Annotated in this window: 26 protein-coding genes and 1 tRNA gene; 15 read left to right on the forward strand and 12 right to left on the reverse strand. The window is 39.2% G+C overall.

Annotated features, from left to right (window positions below):
- Positions 1-33: 33 nt before the first annotated feature.
- The 8 genes from HYX58_01975 to HYX58_02010 all read left to right on the forward strand — a co-directional run bounded on the left by HYX58_01975 (position 34) and on the right by HYX58_02010 (position 5,189).
- Positions 34-231: a hypothetical protein gene (locus HYX58_01975; GenBank protein ID MBI2774750.1), complete on the forward strand. Its 198-nt coding sequence runs from the start codon at positions 34-36 to the stop codon at positions 229-231.
- 137 nt (positions 232-368) lie between these two features.
- Positions 369-635, forward strand: a complete 267-nt coding sequence (locus HYX58_01980) for a hypothetical protein (protein MBI2774751.1) — start codon at positions 369-371, stop codon at positions 633-635.
- A 283-nt stretch (positions 636-918) separates the two neighbouring features.
- A complete protein-coding gene (locus HYX58_01985; GenBank protein MBI2774752.1) occupies positions 919-1,515 on the forward strand; it encodes a hypothetical protein in 597 nt (198 codons plus the stop codon).
- Positions 1,516-1,617: 102 nt separating this feature from the next.
- Positions 1,618-1,968 (forward strand): hypothetical protein, encoded by a 351-nt coding sequence (locus HYX58_01990; GenBank protein ID MBI2774753.1) that lies wholly within the window; start codon positions 1,618-1,620, stop codon positions 1,966-1,968.
- 31 nt (positions 1,969-1,999) lie between these two features.
- On the forward strand, positions 2,000-2,242 hold the full coding sequence (locus HYX58_01995; GenBank protein MBI2774754.1) for a hypothetical protein: 243 nt from the start codon (positions 2,000-2,002) through the stop codon (positions 2,240-2,242).
- A 227-nt stretch (positions 2,243-2,469) separates the two neighbouring features.
- Positions 2,470-2,673, forward strand: a complete 204-nt coding sequence (gene rpmE, locus HYX58_02000; GenBank protein ID MBI2774755.1) for a 50S ribosomal protein L31 — start codon at positions 2,470-2,472, stop codon at positions 2,671-2,673.
- 6 nt (positions 2,674-2,679) lie between these two features.
- Positions 2,680-3,750, forward strand: coding sequence for a peptide chain release factor 1 (gene prfA / locus HYX58_02005; protein ID MBI2774756.1), 1,071 nt, complete (start codon positions 2,680-2,682; stop codon positions 3,748-3,750).
- A gap of 179 nt (positions 3,751-3,929) precedes the next feature.
- Positions 3,930-5,189 carry a NupC/NupG family nucleoside CNT transporter gene (locus HYX58_02010; protein MBI2774757.1) on the forward strand — a complete coding sequence of 420 codons (1,260 nt, stop codon included), beginning with the start codon at positions 3,930-3,932 and terminating at the stop codon, positions 5,187-5,189.
- Here the strand turns inward: HYX58_02010 and HYX58_02015 are convergent.
- Genes HYX58_02015 through HYX58_02025 form a run of 3 tightly spaced genes read right to left on the reverse strand, consistent with a single transcriptional unit; the run spans position 5,167 to position 7,639 of the window.
- The gene (locus tag HYX58_02015; protein ID MBI2774758.1) at positions 5,167-6,213 is read right to left on the reverse strand and encodes a hypothetical protein; all 1,047 of its coding nucleotides are present in this window, start codon (positions 6,211-6,213) and stop codon (positions 5,167-5,169) included. The two genes, HYX58_02010 and HYX58_02015, sit on opposite strands and share 23 nt — an antisense overlap.
- On the reverse strand, positions 6,206-6,862 hold the full coding sequence (locus tag HYX58_02020) for a hypothetical protein (protein ID MBI2774759.1): 657 nt from the start codon (positions 6,860-6,862) through the stop codon (positions 6,206-6,208). Before HYX58_02020 ends, HYX58_02015 begins: the two co-directional genes overlap by 8 nt.
- Positions 6,863-6,871: 9 nt before the next feature.
- Positions 6,872-7,639, reverse strand: coding sequence for a superoxide dismutase (locus HYX58_02025; GenBank protein MBI2774760.1), 768 nt, complete (start codon positions 7,637-7,639; stop codon positions 6,872-6,874).
- A gap of 213 nt (positions 7,640-7,852) precedes the next feature.
- Between HYX58_02025 and HYX58_02030 the strand changes: the two genes are divergently transcribed.
- Positions 7,853-8,308, forward strand: a complete 456-nt coding sequence (locus HYX58_02030; protein MBI2774761.1) for a YbhB/YbcL family Raf kinase inhibitor-like protein — start codon at positions 7,853-7,855, stop codon at positions 8,306-8,308.
- A 197-nt stretch (positions 8,309-8,505) separates the two neighbouring features.
- On the opposite strand, the gene HYX58_02035 is transcribed toward HYX58_02030, so the two are convergent.
- Positions 8,506-8,685: a hypothetical protein gene (locus HYX58_02035; GenBank protein ID MBI2774762.1), complete on the reverse strand. Its 180-nt coding sequence runs from the start codon at positions 8,683-8,685 to the stop codon at positions 8,506-8,508.
- Between the two features lie 150 nt (positions 8,686-8,835).
- On the opposite strand from HYX58_02035, the gene ppsA reads away from it, so the two are divergent.
- Positions 8,836-11,241: a phosphoenolpyruvate synthase gene (gene ppsA / locus HYX58_02040; protein MBI2774763.1), complete on the forward strand. Its 2,406-nt coding sequence runs from the start codon at positions 8,836-8,838 to the stop codon at positions 11,239-11,241.
- Positions 11,242-11,249: 8 nt separating this feature from the next.
- On the opposite strand, the gene HYX58_02045 is transcribed toward ppsA, so the two are convergent.
- Positions 11,250-11,507 carry a hypothetical protein gene (locus tag HYX58_02045; GenBank protein MBI2774764.1) on the reverse strand — a complete coding sequence of 86 codons (258 nt, stop codon included), beginning with the start codon at positions 11,505-11,507 and terminating at the stop codon, positions 11,250-11,252.
- Between the two features lie 141 nt (positions 11,508-11,648).
- Between HYX58_02045 and HYX58_02050 the strand changes: the two genes are divergently transcribed.
- Entirely contained in the window at positions 11,649-12,857 is a 1,209-nt protein-coding gene (locus HYX58_02050; protein ID MBI2774765.1) for a hypothetical protein, read from the forward strand.
- On the opposite strand, the gene HYX58_02055 is transcribed toward HYX58_02050, so the two are convergent.
- Complete coding sequence (locus HYX58_02055) at positions 12,858-13,778, reverse strand: UTP--glucose-1-phosphate uridylyltransferase (protein ID MBI2774766.1); 921 nt, start codon at positions 13,776-13,778, stop codon at positions 12,858-12,860. It abuts the gene before it with no gap.
- 43 nt (positions 13,779-13,821) lie between these two features.
- A complete protein-coding gene (pheS, locus tag HYX58_02060; protein MBI2774767.1) occupies positions 13,822-14,859 on the reverse strand; it encodes a phenylalanine--tRNA ligase subunit alpha in 1,038 nt (345 codons plus the stop codon).
- 220 nt (positions 14,860-15,079) lie between these two features.
- On the opposite strand from pheS, the gene HYX58_02065 reads away from it, so the two are divergent.
- The 3 genes from HYX58_02065 to HYX58_02075 all read left to right on the forward strand — a co-directional run bounded on the left by HYX58_02065 (position 15,080) and on the right by HYX58_02075 (position 16,503).
- A tRNA-Phe gene (locus HYX58_02065) sits at positions 15,080-15,154 on the forward strand.
- A 153-nt stretch (positions 15,155-15,307) separates the two neighbouring features.
- A complete protein-coding gene (locus HYX58_02070) occupies positions 15,308-15,562 on the forward strand; it encodes a GIY-YIG nuclease family protein (GenBank protein MBI2774768.1) in 255 nt (84 codons plus the stop codon).
- A gap of 287 nt (positions 15,563-15,849) precedes the next feature.
- Positions 15,850-16,503 carry a hypothetical protein gene (locus HYX58_02075; protein MBI2774769.1) on the forward strand — a complete coding sequence of 218 codons (654 nt, stop codon included), beginning with the start codon at positions 15,850-15,852 and terminating at the stop codon, positions 16,501-16,503.
- 8 nt (positions 16,504-16,511) lie between these two features.
- Here the strand turns inward: HYX58_02075 and HYX58_02080 are convergent, their stop codons facing one another.
- The 5 genes from HYX58_02080 to dnaE form a co-directional block, all read right to left on the reverse strand.
- Positions 16,512-17,204, reverse strand: coding sequence for an NUDIX domain-containing protein (locus tag HYX58_02080; protein ID MBI2774770.1), 693 nt, complete (start codon positions 17,202-17,204; stop codon positions 16,512-16,514).
- 13 nt (positions 17,205-17,217) lie between these two features.
- Positions 17,218-17,928 carry an NUDIX domain-containing protein gene (locus tag HYX58_02085; protein ID MBI2774771.1) on the reverse strand — a complete coding sequence of 237 codons (711 nt, stop codon included), beginning with the start codon at positions 17,926-17,928 and terminating at the stop codon, positions 17,218-17,220.
- A 10-nt stretch (positions 17,929-17,938) separates the two neighbouring features.
- A complete protein-coding gene (locus tag HYX58_02090) occupies positions 17,939-19,204 on the reverse strand; it encodes a hypothetical protein (GenBank protein MBI2774772.1) in 1,266 nt (421 codons plus the stop codon).
- Positions 19,205-19,230: 26 nt separating this feature from the next.
- On the reverse strand, positions 19,231-20,673 hold the full coding sequence (locus tag HYX58_02095; protein MBI2774773.1) for a hypothetical protein: 1,443 nt from the start codon (positions 20,671-20,673) through the stop codon (positions 19,231-19,233).
- An 81-nt stretch (positions 20,674-20,754) separates the two neighbouring features.
- Positions 20,755-24,207: a DNA polymerase III subunit alpha gene (gene dnaE / locus HYX58_02100; protein ID MBI2774774.1), complete on the reverse strand. Its 3,453-nt coding sequence runs from the start codon at positions 24,205-24,207 to the stop codon at positions 20,755-20,757.
- Positions 24,208-24,408: 201 nt separating this feature from the next.
- Here dnaE and HYX58_02105 point away from each other — a divergent pair, with 201 nt between their 5' ends.
- On the forward strand, positions 24,409-25,146 hold the full coding sequence (locus HYX58_02105; GenBank protein MBI2774775.1) for a hypothetical protein: 738 nt from the start codon (positions 24,409-24,411) through the stop codon (positions 25,144-25,146).
- The last annotated feature ends 14 nt before the right edge of the window (positions 25,147-25,160 follow it).

The following is a 25,160-nucleotide window of genomic DNA, read 5'->3' on the forward strand; positions in this document are numbered from 1 at the left end:
TAGAAATGACGATTTGTAATGAAAGGCCTTACTATGAAAAAAGTATTAATATTACTAGTTATTTTAAGCAGTGCTGCTTCATCATTTAGTATGAATGCGCCAGGAACTAGAATTAACCCCGTTACTGGGCAGCGCGAAAAGTTGATAACAATTCATGGATTCACCCAGCAGGGAGCGCCAACTACAATAGAAGTTTGGGTGAAGCCTTCGCTGGAAATAATTGACGAGTAATTTAGAGTTATTTCAATGATGAAATTACTTTGTGAATTATTGTTTCTTTAAATAAAGATATTTGCTTTTCCCCGTGAGCAAGAAATGTGTCTTCTTAATTGGGAAATAATAGAACATTTGGCATCGAGGATTTTAAAATGAAAAAAAGAAATATATTATTTTTCCCCCTAGCCTTATTGATCAGTTATTCTTCATTGTTCGCTATGGCGAATACTCCAATCACAAGAATAAATTCGCAAACAGGAAAAACTGAGCAAGCGGAAATTACTCAAGCTCAGGATGCTCAAGGAAATCAGATAACCATCATTAAGTGGATACCACTTCCTGCATCAGCCAATCAGCCACAGCCTTGGACGCCGTCGCTACCGCCGATTGCGGAAGAAGATGAACCAGCAAATAATTAATTGCCCCAAATAAGAGCGACTACTAATATATAAGCTTCTCTCTGAGCGTAGAAAGATTTAACCCCCGTAAAACGGGGGTTTTCTATTTTGTAAATATAATTCAATATTCCCTCCTTTATAAATAAGCGACTCGTCGACCTCATAATTCAATCTGTATCTTTTTTTTGACCAATTTACTTATGCGTGATATTCTTTGTGTATTAAAAACGCGCGTGGGTGTATTTACTATTAATTAGACGATGGTACATCAATAGCTCAGCACTAAACATGGAGATGGGAAAAAATGAAATTATCATTGATAGCTTTTCTTATTATAGCCTTTCAAATAAATGCTATGGATCAAGAAAAAAACAAGTTTGAAGCAGTTGAGTGGTCAGAGAAAGATATGGGATCGCTGAAACATTTATTTGTTGATGATGTGCCTTTTATTGATGGCGACAAATTAGCATTTGATATGCTTTTTCAGGATAAAAATACTTTTAATATACCGCAACCTACAATTAGTACTGAGAATAAATCGAGCGGCGTATCTATTCCATTAATGAGAAGCGAGCGGAATAAAGATTCAAAACATACAACTAAAACGAGAAAATACACAAAAAGAAGTGATGAGTTTAAGTTTCTGAGATTGTTGGGCCCCGAGATTTTTGATGAGTTGGTAAATGAGGCATTAGAAAAACAAAAGCTTCATCAGGACTTAAAAAAAAAGGAAAGGGCTGAGCGTGAAAAAAAACAAAATTTAGAACTTAAAAAAATTATTGAATCAGAAGTAGTAATAAAAGAGAGACCAAGAAATAAAAGCTGTGCATTCTGCGGCATTCAATGCAGGGGATTAGAAAAATATTCTGAGCATATCAAGCATGAACACGGTGGCGATTAGCTCTTTACACCATTCAATATAAAAATTCACATTTTATTGCATCAAGGTATTTTGCATGAAAAATTCTTTAAGTACTAGCCACTCCAAAAAAAAGAGGCATCTATGCATTTTCAAATGTTATTCATGATGTTAGTTTTTTCGTTTCACATTTTATCAATGGATAATAGAAGTTTTTTGTTTTCTCATGACCAATTGAATCAAGGGGATTCACCATTGAATCAACAGGAAGATAGCGAACAAGAAAAGAGAAAAAAACATAAAGTTGAAGTTCCAGCGCAAAAAGTTGAAGCGCCAGCACAAAAAAAATGGAACATTGATTATGAAACAATTTACGAGGGACGTATTTACGTTGGAAAAATTATAAATGTTGTACAGCATGTAAAAGCGACCCCCGAAAAAAGAACAAAAAAAGCTAAAGAGACTGTAAATGGTCTTGAGCAAAAGAAAAATTAATGTGGATTGATTGAAAAATTACAGGTTTTTTATGAAAAAAACTATTATTGCCGCACTCATTTTTACAGCCAGCACCTTTGCGATGGAAGAAGAGCGCGGAGCTATTCAAGAAACAAATGTGGCTCAATTGTATCAATTCTTATCACAAGAACCTGGCCTGATTCTTGGCAGTCGATCTTTACATAATTCTCCAAATATGAAAAGAAATCGGAACGATGAGAAGATATCAATTGATCCTTGCCCAGTTGATAACGCGCCTAAAAGTAAACGGTAATAAGTTCGGTTAAAGCCTGTATTTTTTTGGCAATCGGGCATATTTGCTAGATGGGTATAAAACAAGATATTTTAATTTGACAATTAGAAAATATTATATAAACTATCATATACATTTAGCTCATTGGGATGCAGGGCTCAAGAGGGCATTTGTTAATGATATTTACAAAAGAGCAAATTTGCTCGATACTAATATAAAAGTAACAATCTCAGAATTCGGGTACCAATATGAAAAAAGAACTACATCCAGAATTTCATGACGTAACTGCTCACTGCGCTTGCGGATATTCGTTTAAAACGATGTCTACAGTGCCAGATATTAACGTTTCAATTTGCTCTCACTGCCATCCGTTTTATACCGGTTCGCAAAAATTGGTTGATACTGCTGGCCGTATTGAGAAATTCGAAAAGCGTTTCAAAAAAGGTAAGTAAGCAGCTATGGAGTTATCCTGGCCGGACTTAAAAAAAAGACACGAGGAGCTGAGCAATCAGCTCCTTTCTCCTTCTCTCGATTATGCGCAGCGCCAAGAAATGCAAAAAGAGCATTCTCGGCTCTCAAATCTGCTTGAAAAAAGAAAAGTTATTGAAGCAATTGAAGCAGATACCGCTTCTGCGCAAAAAGAGATGGCATCCACTCAAGATGCTGAAATGAAAGCACTCTTTCTAGAAGAATTAAATTCATTGGAAGAGCAACTAAAAAAAGAACAACAATCCCTAGAAAATATTCTATATCCCCCAGATCCGCTTGATGATCGTTCCGTATTTATTGAAATTAGAGCTGGAACTGGCGGCCAAGAGGCGGCCCTTTTTGCAGCTGATCTTATGAAAATGTATACAAACTATGCATTATCAAAAGGGTGGCAAGTTTCTCTTGCAGATATGAGCGAAACAGATTTGGGCGGAATTCGCGAAGTGACCCTTCATATTCAAGGTGATGGTGTTTTTGGGCATTTAAAATTTGAAGCGGGTGTTCATCGTGTGCAACGTGTACCAAAAACAGAAACGCAAGGCCGCGTTCACACTTCTACTGCGACAGTCGCAGTACTTCCAGAAGCTGATGAAGTAGAATTTAATATTAGCCCAGCAGATTTACGCGTTGATACCTTTAGAGCTGGTGGTGCTGGTGGGCAGCATGTTAATAAAACAGAATCTGCCGTTCGCATAACTCACATTCCAACAGGTGTTGCAGTTGCTTGCCAAGAAGAACGCTCTCAGCATAAAAATCGTGCAAAAGCGATGAAGATGCTTCAATCGCGACTTTTAATGGCCCAACGCGAAAAACAAGAGATGGAAGAAAGCCATAAGCGAAAAGAGATGGTAGGAACCGGAATGCGTGCAGAAAAAGTGCGCACCTATAACTTTCCACAAAACCGTGTTACCGATCACCAAGTTGAAGTAACGCTCAAAAAATTGGATCGCGTGATCGAAGGCGATCTTGACGATATTATTCAGCCGCTTATTGCTAAGGGGCTTGAAGATCGGCGCAAAGCACTGGCAAAAGCAATCTAACATTTTTTCCGCCATGGATTCGATATCCGTCTTCGCCAAGGCTTCGACGGACAGGCAGTCCGCTCACCCTGAGTGATTTGCATAGCAAATTGTATCGAAGGATAGCGGATGTTATTGAGCTCCTGAGTAGTTCGATTATACTTGGAGAATAGTTTCTTTTTCTACTCCCGGGAGCATGCATGTTTTCTTATCTTCTTGAATATAATCGATACATGAATTTAATTGGTATCTTCGTGATACTTGGCATTGCGTTTTTGTTTTCGCGCAATCGCCGTGCCATCAATTATAAGTTAGTAGTTAATGCGCTCATTTTGCAATTTGTGATCGGGATGATTACTTTGCGCACTTCGATTGGCCATAGAATCGTTCAAGCGGTTGCGGACGTTGTAACCGTTGTGTACAAATGTGCAGATGCCGGCGTTTCATTTGTGTTTGGCAATTTGGGTGATCCTTCTCAAGCATGGGGATTCATTTTTGCAGTTAAAGTTTTACCAATTATTATTTTCTTTGGTGCGCTGATGGCAGCACTTTTCCATTGGGGAATTATTCAACGCGTCGTGTGGGTGATTGGCCATGTGGTGCAACCATTTTTGGGTACTTCCGGCGCTGAAACATTGTGCGCTGTTGCAAATAGTTTTCTTGGTCAAACAGAAGCGCCACTTTTAATTCGTAATTATTTACCAACGATGACCAAATCGGAAATTATGGTTGTGATGATTAGTGGCATGGGGACCGTAAGCGGTGCAATTTTAGCAGTTTTTGGGCAGATGGGCGTACCTATGGTGCATTTGCTAACCGCAAGCGTTATGGCGATTCCAGGTTCTATGCTTATCGCAAAAATTCTTTATCCTGAAGAAGAAAAACCTAAAACATTGCGTGGTGCAGAAGTTTCTATTAAAAGTACAACAGGCACAATTTTTGATGCGCTTTCGATAGGTACAACCGATGGGATGTATCTTGCATTAAACGTGGGTGCGATGTTGATCTCATTTCTTTCGCTCATTGCGTTGGTTAACGTAATTCTTGGGTACGGTTCGCAAACATTCAATTATTATCTTGCAGATCTTGGTATTCAAATCCCGGCGCTCAGCTTAAACTATATTTTTTCGTATATTTTCGCGCCGTTTGGTTATTTGCTTGGTTTTACTGGAACTGAAGCGCAGCAAGCAGGGCAACTTTTGGGCACGAAAGTAACAATCAATGAACTTATTGCGTACAGCGAAATGGTAAAGATGGGATTATCTGAGCGTGTCATTTCTATTATGACCTATGCACTCTGCGGTTTTTCCAATTTTTCATGCATCGGGATTCAAATAGGCGGCATCGGTGCGCTTGTTCCAGAAAAACGTGCGTGGCTTTGCGAATTGGGGCTCGTTGCGGTACTTGGGGGTTCGCTTTCTAATTTATTATCAGCGCTTATTGCGGGTCTGCTTTTATAAGCATTCCAATCGTATTGTTGTGAACTATTTCAAGCCCAACCGCTTGATATTCAAGTACTTTGGTTGGGCGGGAAGTCCAATTGATAACGTGCGGTTCGCGCATAATAATGCCAATATCTGCTGCTGATAAATACTGGTAAATTTCATTATGCGCTATATTCAATATGCGATACGCATTTGCGGGAAGATTGTTTTTTTTGCAGAGCGCTTCAAAGACGCTTGGCTCGTTGGTTAGAATTAATAAAAATGAATAGCCGTTGAGTTCGTGCATTTTTTTAAAAAAGATAATTGTTTCTTCGGGGCATTGCCACGCCTTTGCAGAGCCGTTATAGCAATATACTTTTGCCTGAGACTCAATTGAAAGTTGGCTTCGTATTGCGCCGCGCCATTCCATTTTTTTTTCAGGACTAATTTTGTAAGGAACATCATTTTGTGCCACAGAGATGGATAATGGTGGCACTTTGTATTCTTTAATTAAATAATCTTTAAGCGCATCGCTTACCGCTTCAATTAAAATCGGAAAATTATGAATTGTTTGGCAATAAGCTGCGTGTTCTACTTTTTTATACAATTGAGCGCGAATCGCGTGCAAACTTTTCGTAAAAAAATGAATATCTTTGTGTGCGAACGCGTATTCTTCTGCCAATAATCCACGTGCTTGTATTGTTAAATCTACGCATCCAGTTTTTTGAGCTGCTTGTTTGCAAATGTATCCTGCTAGTGGACCGCGAGCGATAAGAGAATATTCTGTATATTTTTTGAGAATTTTTTTTAGCTGCGCAATCGCAGGAATCAAACTGAGCTTTCCAACGTACGGAAATTTTTTGAGTACGGTGAGTTCGAAGGGGGGCCGATAACTTTCAAATTTTTTCGGAGTTCGTTCAAATGAAATAATGTGAATAGAACAATCTGGGTGATTTTTTTGAAATTTTTTTAACGGCTCGAGCACTTGGCTTTCAAATACCGAATTCCTTATTCCATCATATGTAACGAACAGCAGGTACAAGTTATTATTTTTATTCATCGTCACTATCGCTTGACTCACTTGATGTCGAATTGGTCAGGAGCGGCACAGTTTCTTCTTCGTTGCTGAGCGTGATGCTTTCTGGGCTGTATTGCCCATCACTGCTGAACGGTTCTTCGCCATCATACTCAGATGGCCTATCCATGTAAGGAATAATAGAGAATTCTTGTAGCTGCACTCCCGAGTCTATTACTCCGATATTTAATTGCTTAGCAGTTTGCTTGACCTCATCCCATAGCTTCATACCTTTCTTTGAGAGATGCAGCGCATTTAATGCTGGAAACGAATTCTTCAGCTGTTTTATTTCTGGCGCAGCCAAGTGGGTAAAATCGTTATCTCCTAAATCTATCGATTTAATAGTCGAAGAAAAAATTCCTTTAAAAGACTCAAGCCCAGAATTGGTCAAATGGTTTCTCGATAAATCTAAGTGTGTACATCCATCGGGAATCAAATCTTGCAAGCCAGAAAGATCGCTTATAGAAAGAAACGATAGAGTGAGAGTTTTAGAACTATTGAAAAATTCAGGAATTGTTGCGAACTTCTTAACTCTTTCTACGCTTGTGGTAGTTGATGTTCTTTTAAATTCTCTTCCTGCGTAAGCATTACAAATCAGAAGAGAATTTATTAAGAACCCACAGATTATTTTCATATAAACCTGCTATTGAGCAAAAGGCATAACCCATTTTTGAATTCTTTTTTCGATAACATTCCAATCAATTTGATCCCAAAAAATGTCAAGATAAGATGCTCTTTTTATGCCGAAATCGATCATGTATGCATGTTCATACACATCCAGAACTAAAAGAGGCATCACCAAAACTGGTACTGTTTGATTATGTTCTTCAAGTACATAATTGTGAATTAAATGATCATCAAGTGAATAGGCGGTGAGCACCCAGCCGCGCGATGCTTGCGCTGCTGCCATTAAATCTTCTTTAAATGCAGCAAATGAGCCGAACGATTTAGTTATAAGATTATTCATAAGCTCGCCAACCGATGAATGTTCGTTGTTCATATTCTCAAAATAGAGTTCATGCAGGAGCGAGCCATTAAGTGCATACGTTTCTGCGAGTTTGAGGGCACGATAAGGAGCATACGTTCTATTTTGATTGCTGCGATCAACCGTTGTTAATTTTTCAGCAATTTCGTTACGTTTATTTACGTATCCTTCATAAAGCGTATTGTGTTCGCTCAGTTGTTTAGCGCTTAAGCCTTTAATTGCTGAAAAGTTGAAGTTTTTTTTTGAGTAATGCACAGGTTGCAGCCCTGCGATGTTTGCCGAGTGACCAGATGGTTGCACTATGCCAGTAGGGCAGCTTTGTTCAAATTCTTCGAGTTTAGGATTAAATTTTCCTGAACTATAAAAAAGAATAACCCCTACGAGGGCTAAAAGCGCTAGCAAAAAAATGCCATATTTTTTAATCATGAATTCTCCTTTTTGAGTTCCTAGCAGATTTAACCAAATCGTATCAATCGCTTGGGGAAAAATCCAGCGCTAACTATAAAAATATGGATGAAGAAAATCTTGCTATGATAGACTCCTTTTATCAAATGAGAAGGAGGTGAATCTGTGTTGCTTTATTTTTTGCGGTTTTCTTTTTTTTTATTCGTATGTCTTTGGACAAGCGGAGGTTTAGCGATGAAGTTAATGAGTCCATCTTTTAAAAACGGGGGCGCCATTGAACGGCGTTTTACCTGTGATGGTGAAGATTTTTCACCAGAACTTCTTTGGGAGGGATCTCCCGAGAAAACAAAATCTTTTGCGTTGATCGTTGATGATCCAGATGCCCCAATGGGAACGTGGGTGCACTGGCTTGCCTATAATATTCCTGGAACGGTTCGGCGCCTTGAGGAGCATGTGCTTATTTCACGTTTAAGCGGCGCAAGCGAAGGGATAAACGATGAAGGGAAACTGGTATTTCATGGGCCATGCCCACCAAGCGGTACGCATCGATATTTTTTTAAATTATATGCGCTTGATATAAAACTTGAATTTAAAACAGCACCAACCAAATCACAAATGGAAGCTGCAATGAAAGGGCACATTCTTGCTACTGCGCAATTAATGGGAACCTATAAGCGAGAAAAGAAATAATTTTCTGCGCTCATGGATTCGATACATTTTGCTCCAAGGTTCGCAAAACACTCACCACGAGCGGATTAGATATCCCGCTCGTCCTGAGTGGACGCGTTTCGCGTTTGTATCGAAGGATGGCGGAGACAAGCCGACAGTCTTGGGCGGAGTGCGCGAATCAAAAAAATAAAAAAGCCGGGAAGAGATCCCGGCTTTTTTTATGCGAAGTCTTCTTTATCCCAGCCTACTTCTTTTTCAGAAAGTGGCCCTGAAGTTCTTTGCTCATTTTGCGCAACCACGTTTGAAGGGCATTCTTTTGTGCAGCATTTTTTGCGTCCGCATTCAGGAAGAATCGCGATTGTGCTTAATGCTAAAGCAATAACGAATAATCTTTTCATAATATTCTCTTGATAATAGTGTTAATGAAGTAAGATGTACTACAATTAGTGCATAGTGTAAAAAAAACACATTTTTTTACAAGGTATTGTGCGCTTGATAGAAAAGTTTCATGCACAAAAATTGTTAATTATGAATGACGAGAGTTAAGTATGAACTATATACGCTATTTCAATCAAATTAGTATGAACGATGTCGCAAAAGTTGGTGGGAAAACCGCCTCGCTGGGGGAAATGTTTAATCAGCTAACCAATCGAGGCCTTCGTGTGCCCAATGGCTTTGCAATTACTTCGCAAGCGTATTGGCACTTTTTAGATCACAATGCATTAAAAGAAAAAATTACCGCGATTTTGAAACCGATTACGCAGCAAACGAGCTTAGATGAATTAAAAAAGCGTGGTGCCCAAATTCGTCAGCTTATTTTGCAAGGGACTCTTCCAGAGGATCTTGCAAAAGAGATCGATGATGCATATTCATGGCTCTCCGATTATTATAAGCAACAAAATTGCGATGTAGCTGTGCGTTCATCTGCAACCGCTGAAGATTTGCCGGGCGCATCATTTGCAGGCCAGCAGGAAACGTTTCTCAATGTTAAAGGAAATAAAGCTCTGCAAGAAGCATGTATTAAATGCTTTGCATCTCTTTTTACCGATCGAGCGATTATGTATCGCATTGAGAAAAAATTTGATCATATGAAAATTGCGCTCTCTATTGGTGTGCAGAAAATGGTGCGCTCCGATCTGGGTGTATCGGGCGTTATGTTTACACTGGATACAGAATCGGGCTTTAAGGATGTTGTGATCATCAATGGATCATGGGGCCTTGGTGAAGCTATAGTACTTGGCAAAGTGAGCCCTGATGAGTTCTGGATTCATAAACCTACGTTTAAAAAAGGATTTCAGTCTATTATAAAAAAAGAATTGGGCACCAAAGAAATCAAAATTGTTTATGGAACAAGTGGCAAGGAATCAATTGAGCAAATTAATTGCACTCCCCAGGAGCAAAAAACATTTTGCCTATCTGAAAGCGAAATAGTTGAATTGACCCAAGCTGGAATAATTATCGAAGAACATTATTCCAAATTACATGATGCATGGACGCCTATGGACATTGAATGGGCAAAAGATGGCAATGATGGAAAAATTTACATAGTTCAAGCACGGCCTGAAACGGTTCATGCAGTAGAAAAAAATGAACATAAAGTGGTTCGTTATCACCTTGAAACTAAAGGCTCTGCTTTAAACGATGCGGTCATTGCAACAGGGCAAAGCATTGGTCAGGCGATTGCATCGGGGCCGGCGCGAATAATAAAAAGCATTAAAGAGGTCGAAACGTTTAATGAGGGAGATATTCTCATTACGCAGATGACCGATCCTGATTGGGTGCCATTAATGAAAAAAGCTGCAGCGCTGGTTACCGAACGCGGAGGGCGCACGAGCCATGCAGCAATTGTAAGCCGTGAACTAGGAATTCCTGCGATTGTGGGAGTTGGAACCGCTCTGAGTAAAATAAAAGCGGGCCAAGAAATAACGATCGACTGTTCGCGCGGTGACACTGGCTATATTTACGGTAAAGCGGTGCCGTTTAAAAAAGAAGAAATTAGCCTGGCAAAATTACCTGAACTTCCGGTTGATCTTTATATGAATATTGCTGAACCAGAAAGGGCATTTTCGCTTTCATGGATGCCGATTGATGGCATTGGTTTAGCGCGTACTGAATTTATTATCACGAACAAAATAAAAATGCATCCAATGGCGGCGGTAGAGCCGGAAAGAATTACTGATGCAAAAATTCGCGCTGATATTGCATCACTTTCGAATGGATATTCAGACACGAAAAGTTTTTTTGTCGATTCCCTTGCGCAAGGCGTGGCAACTATTGCCGCTGCATTTTATCCGAAACCGGTTATTGTAAGATTTTCAGATTTTAAAAGTAATGAATATCGAAATTTAGTTGGCGGTTCTTATTTTGAGCCGCAGGAAGAAAATCCGATGCTTGGGCTTCGAGGTGCTTCTCGCTATTATAATCCGCTTTATCAAAAGGCGTTTGAGCTTGAATGCCAAGCAATGAAAATTGCGCGAGAAAAAATGGGATTTACCAATATTGTTCTCATGATCCCGTTTGTTCGAACTGTTGCAGAAGCGCAACGCGTGATTGAAGTGCTTAAAGCGCAGGGGCTCGAGCGAGGCAAAAAGGGGTTGCAATTATTTATGATGTGCGAAATTCCTTCAAATGTTATTTTGATCAAATCATTTTGTGAATATTTTGATGGCATTTCTATCGGTTCGAATGATCTTACGCAGACAACGTTAGCTGTCGATCGCGATTCGCAACTTCTCACCTCCTTATTTGATGAGCGGGATGAAGCAGTAATGCTCATGATGAAAATGGCAATCGAAGGCGCTAGAAAATCGGGCAAGCATACCGGTATTTGCGGGCAAGCACCATCCGATTATCCAGAAGTTGCAGATTTTTTGATCAAACAGGGGATTGATTCAATTTCGCTTAATCCTGATTCTATTATTCCGTTTTTGATGCGACATGCAAATAAAAAATAACAGAATAATTAACCGACGACTTCTGTTTCTTCACATTTTTTAGGCATAATGGGGCGCGGAACATTAAAGTGTCCACAGCGCTCGCATTTATTGCGTCGAAAAGAACGCGCATAGCGCCAACAAGGGCACGTACAATCGCCAACGTAATAGTATTTTTTGTAATCGTATCCCCAAGATGTATCACCATGCTGACTATTGTCCATGCAATCTGCATCTGAATAAGCGATTGTTGAGAAAAAAAATAAACAGAGAAATATTTTTTTCATGATTGAAATCCTCCAACTCTTTTTGCTGTTATTTTACAAAATTAAATTTCAATTGCGCAATAAATTTGATTCTTTAACTATCGACATTAGCAATGGCTGAGTTTTATAGTCAAATACAGAAACCAAGATAAGGAGATAGGTATGATCAAACGAATATTGATAGTTTTGATATTAGTTTTTTTTCGACAGATTGACGCGATGGTAAACCTTGCCGCCGAACTCGATACGCTTAGCGTGAATTTGGTCGTGCTTGCGCAAGAATTAGCCGGATCGCAATTTGTACTGCCAGTCATTCCAGTTAATCCAGGAAAGGAGGAAGTCCCAGCACTGATAAAGGGGCAACCGGCACTTATAGAAGCCAACTGGATTTATCAATCGGGCGATATAAAACAAATGGGAGTATTAACCCAAGTTGACGGAGCAAATTGCGGATATCATGCACTTAAAAATGGTATTTTGATTTTAAATGCGATAATTGCGGGTTCAAATAATGAAGAACGCAAGATTTATTTGAACGATCTAAAAAGTAATGCAATTTATAAAAATTGGTTCGATAATTGGTCTCCAGTAATAAAAAAAAGCAGAGAGAAAAGCGAAAGAAAAGGAACAATAGATTGGCTTAATGGCGCTGAAATTGAGTTATTAATCAAAAGCAAAATTCCTGAAAAGATTGAGCACCGAAGTGAATTTATTACCGTCATCGATAATCCCGATTGGTTAACACAGAAAGAATTCAGTAAAGGACAAGGCCTTACGGAAGAAATGGTGAATCAAGTCGCTGCTTTTCAAAGTCAGCAGGATTATTTTCATGTTTTTGTGCTTGCTAATTCACACGAATATGAAAACCAACGAGGCTTTATTCAAGGAACTTGGACACATTGGATTTCTGTCGCAGTTAATAAAGTTAAAGGCAAATCACAGTTTATTATTTTGGACTCAGCAAATCATTCCCGTATTGGACAAGATGTTCAGACTCTAATAGATACTTTACAAAAAGGGGATATTGAGCAATTGAAAATGCGAATTACTTTCAGTGCCGATCTTAATACTATTCTTATATTACTCGAGTATCTTGAAGGTAAACCGAGTAATTATGCAGGGACTCCTGATGATGCTTTTGAAGGAATCATGGGTCGAGCAAAAAAGATTGTAAAAATAGCTAAAGAGGCAAAAACTGCCGACAAAAAAACAAGTTGGTTTACAAGCAATTCATTTAAAGATTTTAAAAATGAATTAGAAAAACTGCTGGAAAGAACTAAAGCAGTAATCGCGCAAAAAAAAGAATTCTTCAGTGAGCCAGATGAAAAACGTACTTCAACTGAAGCTCTTTTAAAAGAACTAAAAGGATAATTAAAGCGAATGTTCAACAATCTTTGAGCGATTATAGATAAACGAATCCATAAGTTCTTTATCTTCAAGGATTTTAGTAATATGGGGTGCGCATTGTGGATCTTGCAGTGCGCATCCTATTATTGCTTTAATCCACCCAATTGGATTACCAACATCATGACGAATTCCCTGAATTTTAAACGCGTAAACTTTTTCGCTGTGCGTACGCATCATTTCAGTTATTGCATCGGTTAGTTGTACTTCGCCCCGTTTATCAGCTTCGATATGATCAAGTGCAGCAAAAACTTTATTTGAAAGAATATAGCGCCCCACCACTGCAAGGTTTGAAGGACTGTCTTTTTGATCAGGTTTTTCTACAAGATGAGAAACTTGAAATAAATTTGGTGTGAGTTGTTTTTTGATGCCGATAACGCCGTATGAAGAAATTTGTTCTATTGGCACTTCCTGCACAGCAATTACGCTCGCTTTTTCTTGGCGCGCAACTTTTAATAGTTGAAGCATTGCTGGAACTTTTGAAATAATAATATCGTCAGGCAAAAAAATCCCGAAATGTTCTTTACCAATGACGTGTCGCGCCATCCAAATTGCGTGCCCAAGGCCAAGTGGCTCAGGCTGGCGAATATAACAAAATTGTGCTGCGCGCGCAATTTTATCAAGTGATGCGACCAACTCAAGCTGATTTCTTTCTTTAAGAAGGAGCTCAAGATCGCTATTGGTATCAAAATGATCTTCGATGGCAGATTTTCCCTTGCTCGTGATCATGAAAAACTGCGATATTTCTGAAGCAATTCCTTCTTCAACGATATATTGAATCGCAGGCTTATTTAAAATTGGAAGGAGCTCTTTGGGAACAGCTTTCGTGAATGGCAAAAAACGTGTGCCTAAACCTGCTGCGGGTATGACAGCTTTCAAAACGTCCATACAAACTCCTTATTTTTCTCTAATTTTTTTGATTTCATAATTATCATGAGAATTGCTCAAGAAATTCGATTTTTCCTGAATGCAATAGACGAATATCGTTAATGCCGTACATAAGCATTGCAAGGCGTGTTAAACCAAAGCCAAATGCAAATCCACTATATTCATCCGAATCGATGCCTGCAGTTTTGAGCACACGCGGATGAACTAATCCAGCGCCGCCGCTTTCAATCCATTTTGAATATTTACATACTGAGCATCCGTCTGTGCAAAATGGGCAGGAAATATCGATTTCAATACTTGGTTCGGTAAAAGGAAAATAGCTCGGGCGGATACGCAAAGAAAGTTCTTTGCCGCCAAACATTTCTTGCAGAAAAGCTTTGCATGTTGCAATCAAATTACTCATCGAAATACCGCGATCGATAACGACTCCTTCAACTTGCATAAATTGAAAATCGTGCGTTGCGTCTGTCGCTTCATGACGATAAGTTCGGCCCGGAACGATTGCAGCAAATGGCGGTTTATTATTTGCAAGAGCCCGCGCTTGCACCGATGAAGTGTGGGTCCGCAATAAAAGGCCCGGAACATCAAGCCAAAAGGTATCCCACATATCGCGCGCTGGATGATTTTCAGGAATATTAAGCGCTTCGAAGTTAAAATATTCATTATCCACTTCGGGTCCATCAACGATCTGATAACCCATCGAAATAAAAATATTTTCAACCCGCTCTTTGATGTGAGTCATCGGGTGAAGGGATCCGGCAGGGGAAGATCCGATCGTTGCTGTAACGTCAAAATTTTTCTGTTTTTCAAGTTCCGCATTTTGTGCTTGATTCGTAACTGCATCATGCTGCGATGAAAACGATTTTTCTGCCCATTGCTTGAGTTCGTTTAAGATGGGGCCAAATGTTCGTTTCTCTTCAATTGAAAGAGTTTTTAGCGCATCCATTAATTCGGTAATTTTGCCTTTACGGCCGAGGAAATTAATGCGCACCGTCTCGAGAGCAGAACTATCTTTTGCTGCCGATAAAGCTTGGGAAAATGCGTTTTTAAATTCGTTAATTGCCGCCTGAAGGGAATTCATAAATACTCATGGGTAATTTGTTTTTAGCACTATATAATCAAGCGTACCAAAGGGATAGGGGGTTGGCAAATTTCATTGTTGACAAAAAAGAAGATATGGGTACCATACATAGTGCCTATTGAAATGAACCCGCAATCTAGCCCTTTTTAGGGTATATTGCTAGGGATAATCAAGAAACATTTATCATCTCTTTCCTCGTTTTTTGATTACAAAATAGTACGCCGAGGTAGCTCAGTGGTAGAGCATGCGCCTGAAGAGCGCAGTGTCGGTGGTTCGATTCCACTCCTCGGCACCAGTCTTCGCTGCCTACGCAGCTTCGTCTGGCTGGCGCCGCGAGGAAGAATTAATAGTGAAATAAGTTTTGTTTGCCAAAAGCGAAGACTGTCCGAAGTAGTTCATCGAAGCTTTGGCGAAGATGAACGAAGACGGACCCATCCAGTATAAAAAAATGTACTATGTTTATTTAATCCAATCTATACGTTTCCCTGAGATATTTTATGTTGGCTATACCACTAATTTGGAACAAAGATTAGCGACTCACAATTCTTGTGGATCTACCTATACATCTGAATACAGACCTTGGAAGTTAGAGATGTATTTAGGTTTCTCCGATCAAACCAGAGCCAAAGACTTTGAAAAATACCTTAAATCACAATCTGGCCGAGCATTTGCTAAAAAAAGATTTTTGCAGACTTCTGACTAAATACTGGCGTGGCCTGATGATCGGGGCAATGAGGGACATTCTTTTTTAACAAGTATACAAATCCTTTCTTATTTTGATTTCTATTTGTTACGTTGATACCGCATTATTTTTCAGATACATGCATCGAGAGTAGTAAAAAATTTATTTAGTTGTGCAGTAAGTACAAACTGCTATTCTTGTGATAAGTTTTGACAGCGTATAACATGAAAATCAATCTCCGCAATTGGCTAGATTTGATTACGGAGTCCCCCAAAAGTTATTGTTGGGGCATAAAAAAAGGAAGTGCGATGAGGCAGGTTCCTGCAGATAAATATAATGTTGCATGGTTTAAGTTGGCTGAGTTTGTGGCGCGTGGAGAAAAGGAACGCGCATTAGGAATTTACCGATTATTAGTTCATTCATTTAACGATCGGGCATTTTCTTATCAGTTGGAAGGGGATCTATTATGGTCGTTTACTGATGAACAAGCGATCGATAGATATATCACTGCTGCGCAACTTTATAAAAAAGAAGGGCGTCTTGCCGAAGCGATAGGTGTTTATGAACTTCTTGCTTCAATAAAGCCGAACAACGAGCTTTTTATTTCTACCCTTTTTCAATTGTATCAAGAGACGGCTAACACTCAGCGCTTACTAGCAACTGCCGAAGTTTTATGCGAAATTCTTTTGGAGCGAAACGATCTTTCTGCTGCCCAAGAACTCATTGAGCGGTGCAAAACATTCGTCTCAGATCAATCGTGCTTGGCACTTTATGAATCGTATGCGCTTTCATTAGTAAAAAATAAGCACGCAGCAAAAATGGAAGTGCACAAAGCATTAGAAAAAGTTTTGGTTTCTGCAATGGAAGAAACACAATCGCAGCAACTTCATAAATTCTTAACAAATCTTGAAGGGATCAGCAGCGATTATTATCAACATGCTTGTTCACTATTGAAAAAATAACAATCTGGTTATTTGGTAGCGCTTTTTTTTGAGATAGTTGATTTTGCTTTTGCGTCCGATCTACATACTTTCTGATCCTGAGAGTTCTTAGCACGTTTTGTTGGATAGATCAGACGAATAATATCATCGTGATGCGCTTTAAAAACATCGAAAATCTGTCTTCTTATTTGTTTGCTTCCATAAAAAGCATGCAAGCGATCATCTGTGTTCTTGATAGTTTCCATAAACTCTGCAACGGGTACCCACGCGTAATCTGTTTTTTCATAATGCGGCACTTTATAGGCTTTTGTGAATGTTTGCGCTGGAATAAAATCTACATGAGCCAGATACATGACGTAATATTTTTTAGGGTGAACCAACTTTCCAGAGATTCGTTCTTTGATATAATCAATGCTACTTTTTAAGCAAGAAGCATCAGCTTTTTTTTCTAGATTCTTTAGGCCAGATGCAAATTTGCCAAATACATATCTAGTTTCTTCCGAAAATTCACGACTAGCCGTTTCTAAACAGTTTTCCCCCTGTTCGTATCGTCCACCAAAATCTGCCCACACGCCATTCGGTTCTTGGCCCATCAAAAAAAATGCTTTTCCTGAACTGTCGTAATAAAAGGGTAAAATTCCACCATTGACATGCATTTCTTGCGAGTAAGAAATACAAGAAAAGAGTCCAGAAAGAAATATTAATTTAATTTTTTTTAACATTGTATCCCTTTTGTTAATTTAATAGTTTTTTTTCGACTTCATGAATCGATCGGGCAAGATTTTGCAAAGAGTCTTCAAGGATTGAGTAATCCTTTTTGCTTTTTGTGTATTTCATAGATTTTTTTTTCTGTACACAAAAAATGTCTTTTAAAGTTGAATATTCATGTTTTAGGGTATCAAAGAACTCTTTGCGGATCTGTTTTGTTTCAAAAAAAGTATTATTGCGATCGCTCGACATCTCAATCGCTTTAATAAATTTTTTTGCTGGAACCCATTCGTAATCTTTTTTTTCATAATGCGGTACTTTCGGCGCATCTGTGAACATTTCAGCTGGAATAAAGTCAACCTGAGCAAGATACATGATGTAATATTTTTTCGGATGCTCTAATTTTGCAGTAATTCTTCCCTTGATATAATTAACACTATCTTTTAATTGTGATTTTTCAGCTTTTTCAAGAAGATTAATTTTTCCGGCATACTTACCAAAAACGTAGCGAGTTTCTTCAGAAAATTCGCGAGCTGCCGTTTCGCTCGAGTATTCTCCTTGTTCGTGCTTACCACCAAAATCTGCCCAAACGCCATTGGGTTCTTTTCCCAAAAGAAAATATGCCTTTCCATTTTCATCATAATAATAAGGTAGAATTCCCGCATCAATATTTTTATCTGCTTGCATCTTTGCAAAAGAAAACGCGAGAAAAAATAATATTCTTGCTGATTTCATCATACGTATCCCTTTAAGGCGTTGCAGTAATTCTGGCAGTAAGCCGATTTAAGGAATTTTTCAAATTTTCAAGTTTCTCAGCGAAACTGGTATCAGGAACTTTCTTTGAATCTTCCATTTTTTCAAGAATACCATTTAATTTAGCTTTATATTCTTGCTCTTTTTGAGGATCCATACTTGAGTACCGATAAATAATAATGCCGCTACTAGGATTCAAGAGCTGATCGTTGGTTACTAACAAGCGAGCTTGATAATAATTCAAGAATGGTAACGCGGCAGGTGCTTTTTTATATGTTTGTAAGAATTCATCTAAATGGAATTTGCCCGCGCGTACACTTTCAAGCAGATTATTTACCAATGTGACTGTCGCAGGGTCTTTCTCTTTCCAATTCTTTTTTATTTCATTAATGAGTTTATTTATCTCATCTGGATAAATTTGATCAGCTCGGCTCAAGCTTAGATTGGGCCGCTGGAAAATCGCGCTAATAAAAGGTACGTCAAATGGAATCCCTTGGCGCCAGGAAAGATACCCAATTGAGTTCACCATTTCCTTCGGAATAAAAAGCTGAAAGAGATCGCCCATTCCGGTTTTTGTTAAATCTTGGAGTGCAAGAAGTTCGTTGGAAAATGCCGTTGAATAACCAAATGATTTGAGCGAAGCGTCGAGCCATTCGCGTTTTGCTCTCGCCCATGGCTGAGGATGATTTAAGTAATAGTAAGTAGATTCACCTGTAAAACCTATATTGCCAAAGAATGCCAAGTTGGTTGAGACTAAAATTGTTTTAAGACGGGTAAGGTTATCGTCCACCATGCCATTTTCTTGAATCTCTTGAATCAAGAAATCGGTAACGTCTTTATATTGGCCATAGATTGGATCATTGTATGTGTACCGTATAAATTGAAACGATTTTTGAGATAATGCGCCAATATTACCAACTTTTCGTTTGTAGAGTTTCCGAGTAATATCCTGAAAAAGGCGCAGATAGGGAACGGCAGTGTAAAAAACATAGTGGGTGTTTTTCATATCCATTTCTTTACGAAAGCACTCGTCTATGATCTTTTTATTTTGTGCCAGTTTTTCCAGTGATCGGACTTTCTGCTGTATCCTAGGCACACTTAATTGAGCTTGCGATTGTGTAAAGCTGTAACCTCTTTTTTCAGCTGCTTTTACCGAATCGAAAAGTTGCATAGCTACTTGTTCATCAGCTATTTCTGCATATATTAAAGAAGGTATGATTAAACATATATAAAATTTCAGTGCATTTGATTTCAAAATCATTTTTACTCCATCTGGTCGTCATTTTGCTAAAAAACAGTTGCGAGTTTTTCCAGTACGGCCGTAAGATTTTTTAATGAGCTTTCGAGGTCAAAAGTTGTCACTGGCACTACTTGATTGCGAGCAATACGATCCCGTTCCATTTCAGCAAAGACCGCACCAAGAGCTGCTTGATATTTTTGCTTTACGATAGGAGCAATAGGATCATAACGATAAATGAGCACGCCACTTTCTGGATTGAGGAGTACATCGTTTGTTATTAATATACGCCCCTGGAGCCAGTTTTTATGGAGCAAGGCGGATGGATTATTTTTGTAGCGTCGAAGCATAGCATTGAGGCTATACCAATTGTCTTCTGCTTTTTTTGCAAAGTCTCGTGATAAAGTTATGGCAGATTGTTCCTTTTTCTTAAATTCTTCAATGAAATTTTCAACTGTAGGCAAAAGGTAAACGCGTCCTGGTTGTTTAATTCCGCCTGTTTGAGAAAGATCAAAAATCATCCCATCTTTTACGCCAAAAGTCATTTTCTGTAAATTAAATAACCTAGGAAGTAGATCTAAATCAAATGGAAGGCCTAAGCGCCATGAAATGTAACCGATCTTATTAACAAATTTAGCTTCGGCTGGCTTTGGATTGAGCTGGTTTAGGGGTGCAGGAATAAAAATTTGCATAAGATCACTCGGCAAATACCCTTGCGCATCTTCTAGGAGTCTTTCCGCATTTAGGAGTCCATCGACGAACTTCTCTGCGTATCCGAAGCTTTTTAGTGATTGGATTAGGGTAGTTTTTTTGAAATCTTTCCAGGATTGTTGAAGTGCCCATGGTTGAGGTTCGTTGAAAAAATACCAGGTAGATTCCCCGGTAAAGCCGATGTTACCAAAAAGAGCCAGATTCGTTGACAAGAGAAGTTTTTTCACTTCTGCCTGGCGATCATTAATGATGCCATATTTGTTTATTTGATCTCGCATAAATAATGCGGTGTTGGAAATCGTATTAAAGTCGGGATCATTGTATTGATAGCGAACAAACTGGAAAGCATCATTGTTCAGTGCGCCCTTATTCCCTTGAGTCGCCTCATACATTTTCAGCACAATGTCTTGAAACATATGGAATGTTGGAATAGCGGTATAGACAACATAGTAATTTGCGTGATCTATTTCGTTTTTGAGCGCCGCATTGATGAGTGCTTCGTGTTCAGCAAGTCCGAAGGTCTTATCAACAAATTGGGTATCTCCTGTTGTCTTTCTCACTTCATTTGCGTAATCATCTGTTGCTAAATGAACGAGCGATTGTGCATAGGGTGGTTTATTCGCTTTAATATAATCTTTGGCTTTTTGTTGCAAGTCACGCGCAATTGTTTGATCAGCTTGTGTAGGGTTAAATTTTTGAGTTGGAGGAACTTGCGATAAAAGATATGTGTAAAAGAAAAATAAAGAAAAAAAATTAATAGCAATTTTTTTTATCCACAGCATAGAGCTCCTTATAGTATAACTTCTTTATTGTCTCAAAAGAGTTTTACCGGAGTCTAGATAATGGGCCTTTATTTGAGAAACCTAAACAATGAGTTTAACTTCTGCTGCCAGCGATTGTAAAAATTCTACTGTGGCAGCATTGAGTGTAATCGTTTGATTGGTTTTTAATTGAAGCAGTTTATTATTCTCATCAAACTGAAGGTAGAGCGGTACGCTTCCGGGTGTTAGTTGCGCTTTTAATTTTGAAAGTAATTCATTATCAAGAACGGTAGGCAATTTAATGGTCGCGCGTTCTACGGGCCATTGCTCGAAAAAAAGATCGACCGGTACAATCTCATTGGCTTTTATTTTGCACTGATTCATGCTGCTCGGATCAATGATGCCTTTTACTAAAAACACCTGATGCGTATCGAGCCATTGTTCTACTTTTTTAAACACACTTGGAAAAACAACAATTTCCGCTTTTCCTGTCGCATCTTCAAGTTGCAGGAAAGCCATGCGATCACCTTTTTTGGTGACTATCTGTTTCGCGCTGAGTTTTAGGCCACATGCGGTTGCCACGTGCATATCGGCCGGTGCTAAATTCGTGGCGACTGCTCGCAACTCTTCAAAGGTGCTGCACGTAAATAAGCTCGTATATTTTTTGTAAGAATCAAGGGGATGTGCGCTCAAATAAAATCCTATAACTTCGCGTTCTTTTTCTAATTTTTGTTTATTTTCCCAATCAGCGCGTGGCGCAAACTGGTACGCCGGAATTTCCGCATCAGCATCGTCTGTTTTTGGTGCGCCGATATCAAAGAGTCCCATTTGGCCGGTAAGCCGAGATTTTTTCAATGCCAATGCGCGCTCAATTATTGTCTCGAGCTCTTCTGTTTTTTGTGCACGATTTCCGGGCAACGCATCAAAACCACCAGCACAAATTAAATTTTCAATCACCCGTTTATTAACGGTGCGTAAATCGACGCGTGAACAGAAATCAAGAAGATCGGCAAACGGTTTCTTTTCTCGTTCAACCAAAATGGTTTCAAGCGCCGCCATACCGACGTTTTTAATCCCGCGCAATCCGAATAGAATCGCTCCATTCACTACGTCAAAATCAATTTGCGATTGATTAACGTGCGGGGGAAGTATCGGAAGGCCGAGATCTTTTGCTTCTTGCAGATAAAATGACATTTTTTCAGGATGATCAGATTCCAAAGAAATCAAACAGGCCATGAATTCTGCGCGATAATGCGCTTTTAAAAAGGCTGTTTGGTACGCAATGAGTGCATAGGCTGCAGAATGCGATTTATTAAAACCATAACCAGCAAAATATGCCATTAAATCAAAAAGTTCTCCCGCTTTTTGGCCATCGAACCCTTTTTGAATGGCGCGATCCAAAAATATTTGGCGCTGCTTTGCCATTTCTTCAGGTTTCTTTTTACCCATTGCGCGTCGCAAAATATCCGCTTCACCCAGAGAATATGAGCCAATGGCGGAAGCAATTTTCATTACTTGTTCTTGATAAACGATTACGCCGTAAGTTTCTTCTAAAATTGGCGCAAGTTCGGGAAATAAATATTTAATTTCCTGTTTGCCGTGCCGGCGCTGAATATAATCGTCGACCATGCCAGAACCCAGCGGCCCTGGGCGGTACAGTGCGTTCACCGCGATCACGTCTTCAAATTTATCTGGCTGCAGTTTGATTAATACATCTTTTAGGCCATCTGACTCTAATTGAAATACGCCCGATGTTTTTCCTTGTCCCAAAAGCTGAAATGTTTTTGCATCATCAAGGGGCAACTTATCGATATCTAAAAGAACGCCATGATTTTTTTCGATTAATTTTACTGCACGATCGATGAGCGTTAAGTTTTTGAGTCCCAAAAAGTCAATTTTCAAAAAACCGATGCTTTCAAGTTCGGTCATTGCAAATTGCGTTACAAGCTCAGTACTTTTTGGTGGAACATAAACGGGCAGCACTTCATCAATCGGCGCGGGAGAAATTACGATGCCGGCAGCATGCTTTGAAGCGTGCCGCGTTAACCCTTCAAGCTTGAAAGCGATCTCAAAAAGTTTTGCAGCGCGCGGATTTGCATCAACCATCTCTTTTAAACGCGGCTCTTGATCGAACGCTTCTTTGAGCGTAATTTTTAGCTGTTCAGGAATTAAGTTCGTGATCGCATTCGCGTCATCAAACGGAATGCCAAGTGCGCGGGCGACGTCTTTTACGACACCTTTTGCAAGCATCGTACCAAACGTAATAATTTGGCCCACTTTTTCGTGCCCATAATGATCACGCACATAATTGATCACTTTATCGCGCCCTTCAATGCAGAAATCGATATCTATATCGGGCATCGTGATACGTTCCGGGTTTAAAAAACGCTCGAAAAGTAAATTGTATTTTATCGGATCGATATTGGTAATCTGCAGAGCCCATGCAACGAGGGATCCTGCAGCAGATCCACGGCCTGGCCCAACTGGAATTTTGTTTCGCTTTGCCCATTGAATGAAATCACTCACTACTAAAAAGTAGCCAATGAATCCCATTTTAGTTATCAGATTAACTTCTTCATCAAGGCGTGCTCTATAAAAATCGTAGTTTGCACGATCGATGCGCTCTTGGTTGAGTAAATCTTCAAAGCCAACTTCGCATAAATGCTTAAAAAACGATTCTTGCGTGTGTTCTTGCGGGATTTCAAACTCGGGGAAGAATAATTTGCCCGTTTCAAACTGGAAATCGCACATATCGGCTATTTTGCCGGAGTTCCACACCGCTTGTTCATGATCCTTAAAAATCTCAAGCATTTCAGTTTGCGTGCGCATATAAGCGCGGCAATCGCCAAACGTAAAGCGATCAGGATCGGTCATTTTACTTTGCGTTTGCACTGCAAGCATTACTTCATGCGCTTCTCGATCTTCGGCATTTACATAATGGCAATCGGCGCTGGCAATTAACGGAATATCTTTGCGTGCGCTCCATTCAAAAAGTTTTGCATTCAGCACTTTTTGATCATGCTGATCTTCTGGCTGCACTTCAAAATAAAAACGATCTTTGCCAAAAACTTGCATGAACCAATCCATCCGCTTTTCAGCTTCAGTATCGTTTCCTTGCATAAGTAAACTCGGAATGTGGCCGCCAAGGCACGCGGTTGTAGCAATTAATCCTTCGGAATGTTTTTCTAAAATGCCGTAATCGATGCGGGGTTTAAAATAAAAACCCTGCTGATAGGCAAACGAAAGCAATTTGCATAGATTTTGATACCCCTGTTTATTTTGCACCAGCAGAATCAAATGATGATATTTTTTCTCGACGTTCTTCTGCGTTACATCATCAGTAAAATAAGCTTCAATTCCCAGAATTGGTTTAATATTCGCTTTTTTTGCAAGCTGGAAGAATTTGACCGCGCCAAAAACGTTACCATGATCGGTAATCGCAAGCGCTTTAAGCTGCTGCTCTTTGCCAAATTGAACCAGGCGCTCCAGGGTAATGGCGCCATCCAAAAGAGAATAATCGGTATGCAAATGCAAATGAGTAAAATGTTGGGACATTGAATATGCTGGTTAAAAGTGTTAAAAACGTGAGTTCCAGTGTACGCGAAATGAGAAAAAAGTGGAGAAGTTTAAACAGAAGTGAGCACACCCGATAAGTAATTCTATTTGTAAATTTTAATGGAGCGTGGGCAGTTGTTCAATTTGATGATTTTTGCTATGCTGATCAATGGTTTTAACTCTTTTTAGATGGTAGGTTTTATGCATTATTTATCAAAAATCAAATTATCTTTGTTCTTAAATACTTTGTTGATCCCGCTCGTAATCATAGCTGATGAGCAGGAGAAAAAGGCTGATTTAGTAAGAAAATATTATTCGCGCCCGATAATAAGCGTGGGTGATTGGTTTTATGTGCCATCCAGTTATTCTTATCAGGTAGAAGATTGCTGGGAAGGCCTTGATGCTCGAAAAAATCGTGCGCTTTACAGTACCCCTCTTAACGAGGCTGTTGATCGCGATAACTTAGAAGATGCAAAAATACTTTTAGACAAGACGATTAACCCAGAAGAACGCCGTTCCATATACAAAAAGTATGATCATTCAGAAGACACAGGAGTTGCGGAAGCCATAAATCCTAATCAACTTCAACCATTGGTGCATGGGATTGAAAAAAGCGTGTATCCGATTCAATTAGTTCGAAGTCTTGAAATGATTACGCTTCTTGCAAAATATGGTGCCGATATGAACTCTGCGTCTACCCTTAATAAAGACCATCGGTCCCTCACTGCATTAGGAAGAGCCATTAGGTGGTATTATAGCGCAGAAATGGTACAGGAATTGCTCAAGCATGGAGCTTTTACAATTGATTTGGAAAATAAAAAAACCTTTATTCAGGAACTTGAGGATCTCAAGGCAGATCAAAATAATCCAGTTCACAAAGCTGAAAGAGACCAACTTATTGAGGTTCTAGAAGTGTACAAGAAAAAATTAGGACTATAAAATTTTCATTTTAG

Source organism: Candidatus Dependentiae bacterium (assembly GCA_016191325.1).
Lineage (GTDB): Bacteria > Babelota > Babeliae > Babelales > JACPOV01 > JACPOV01.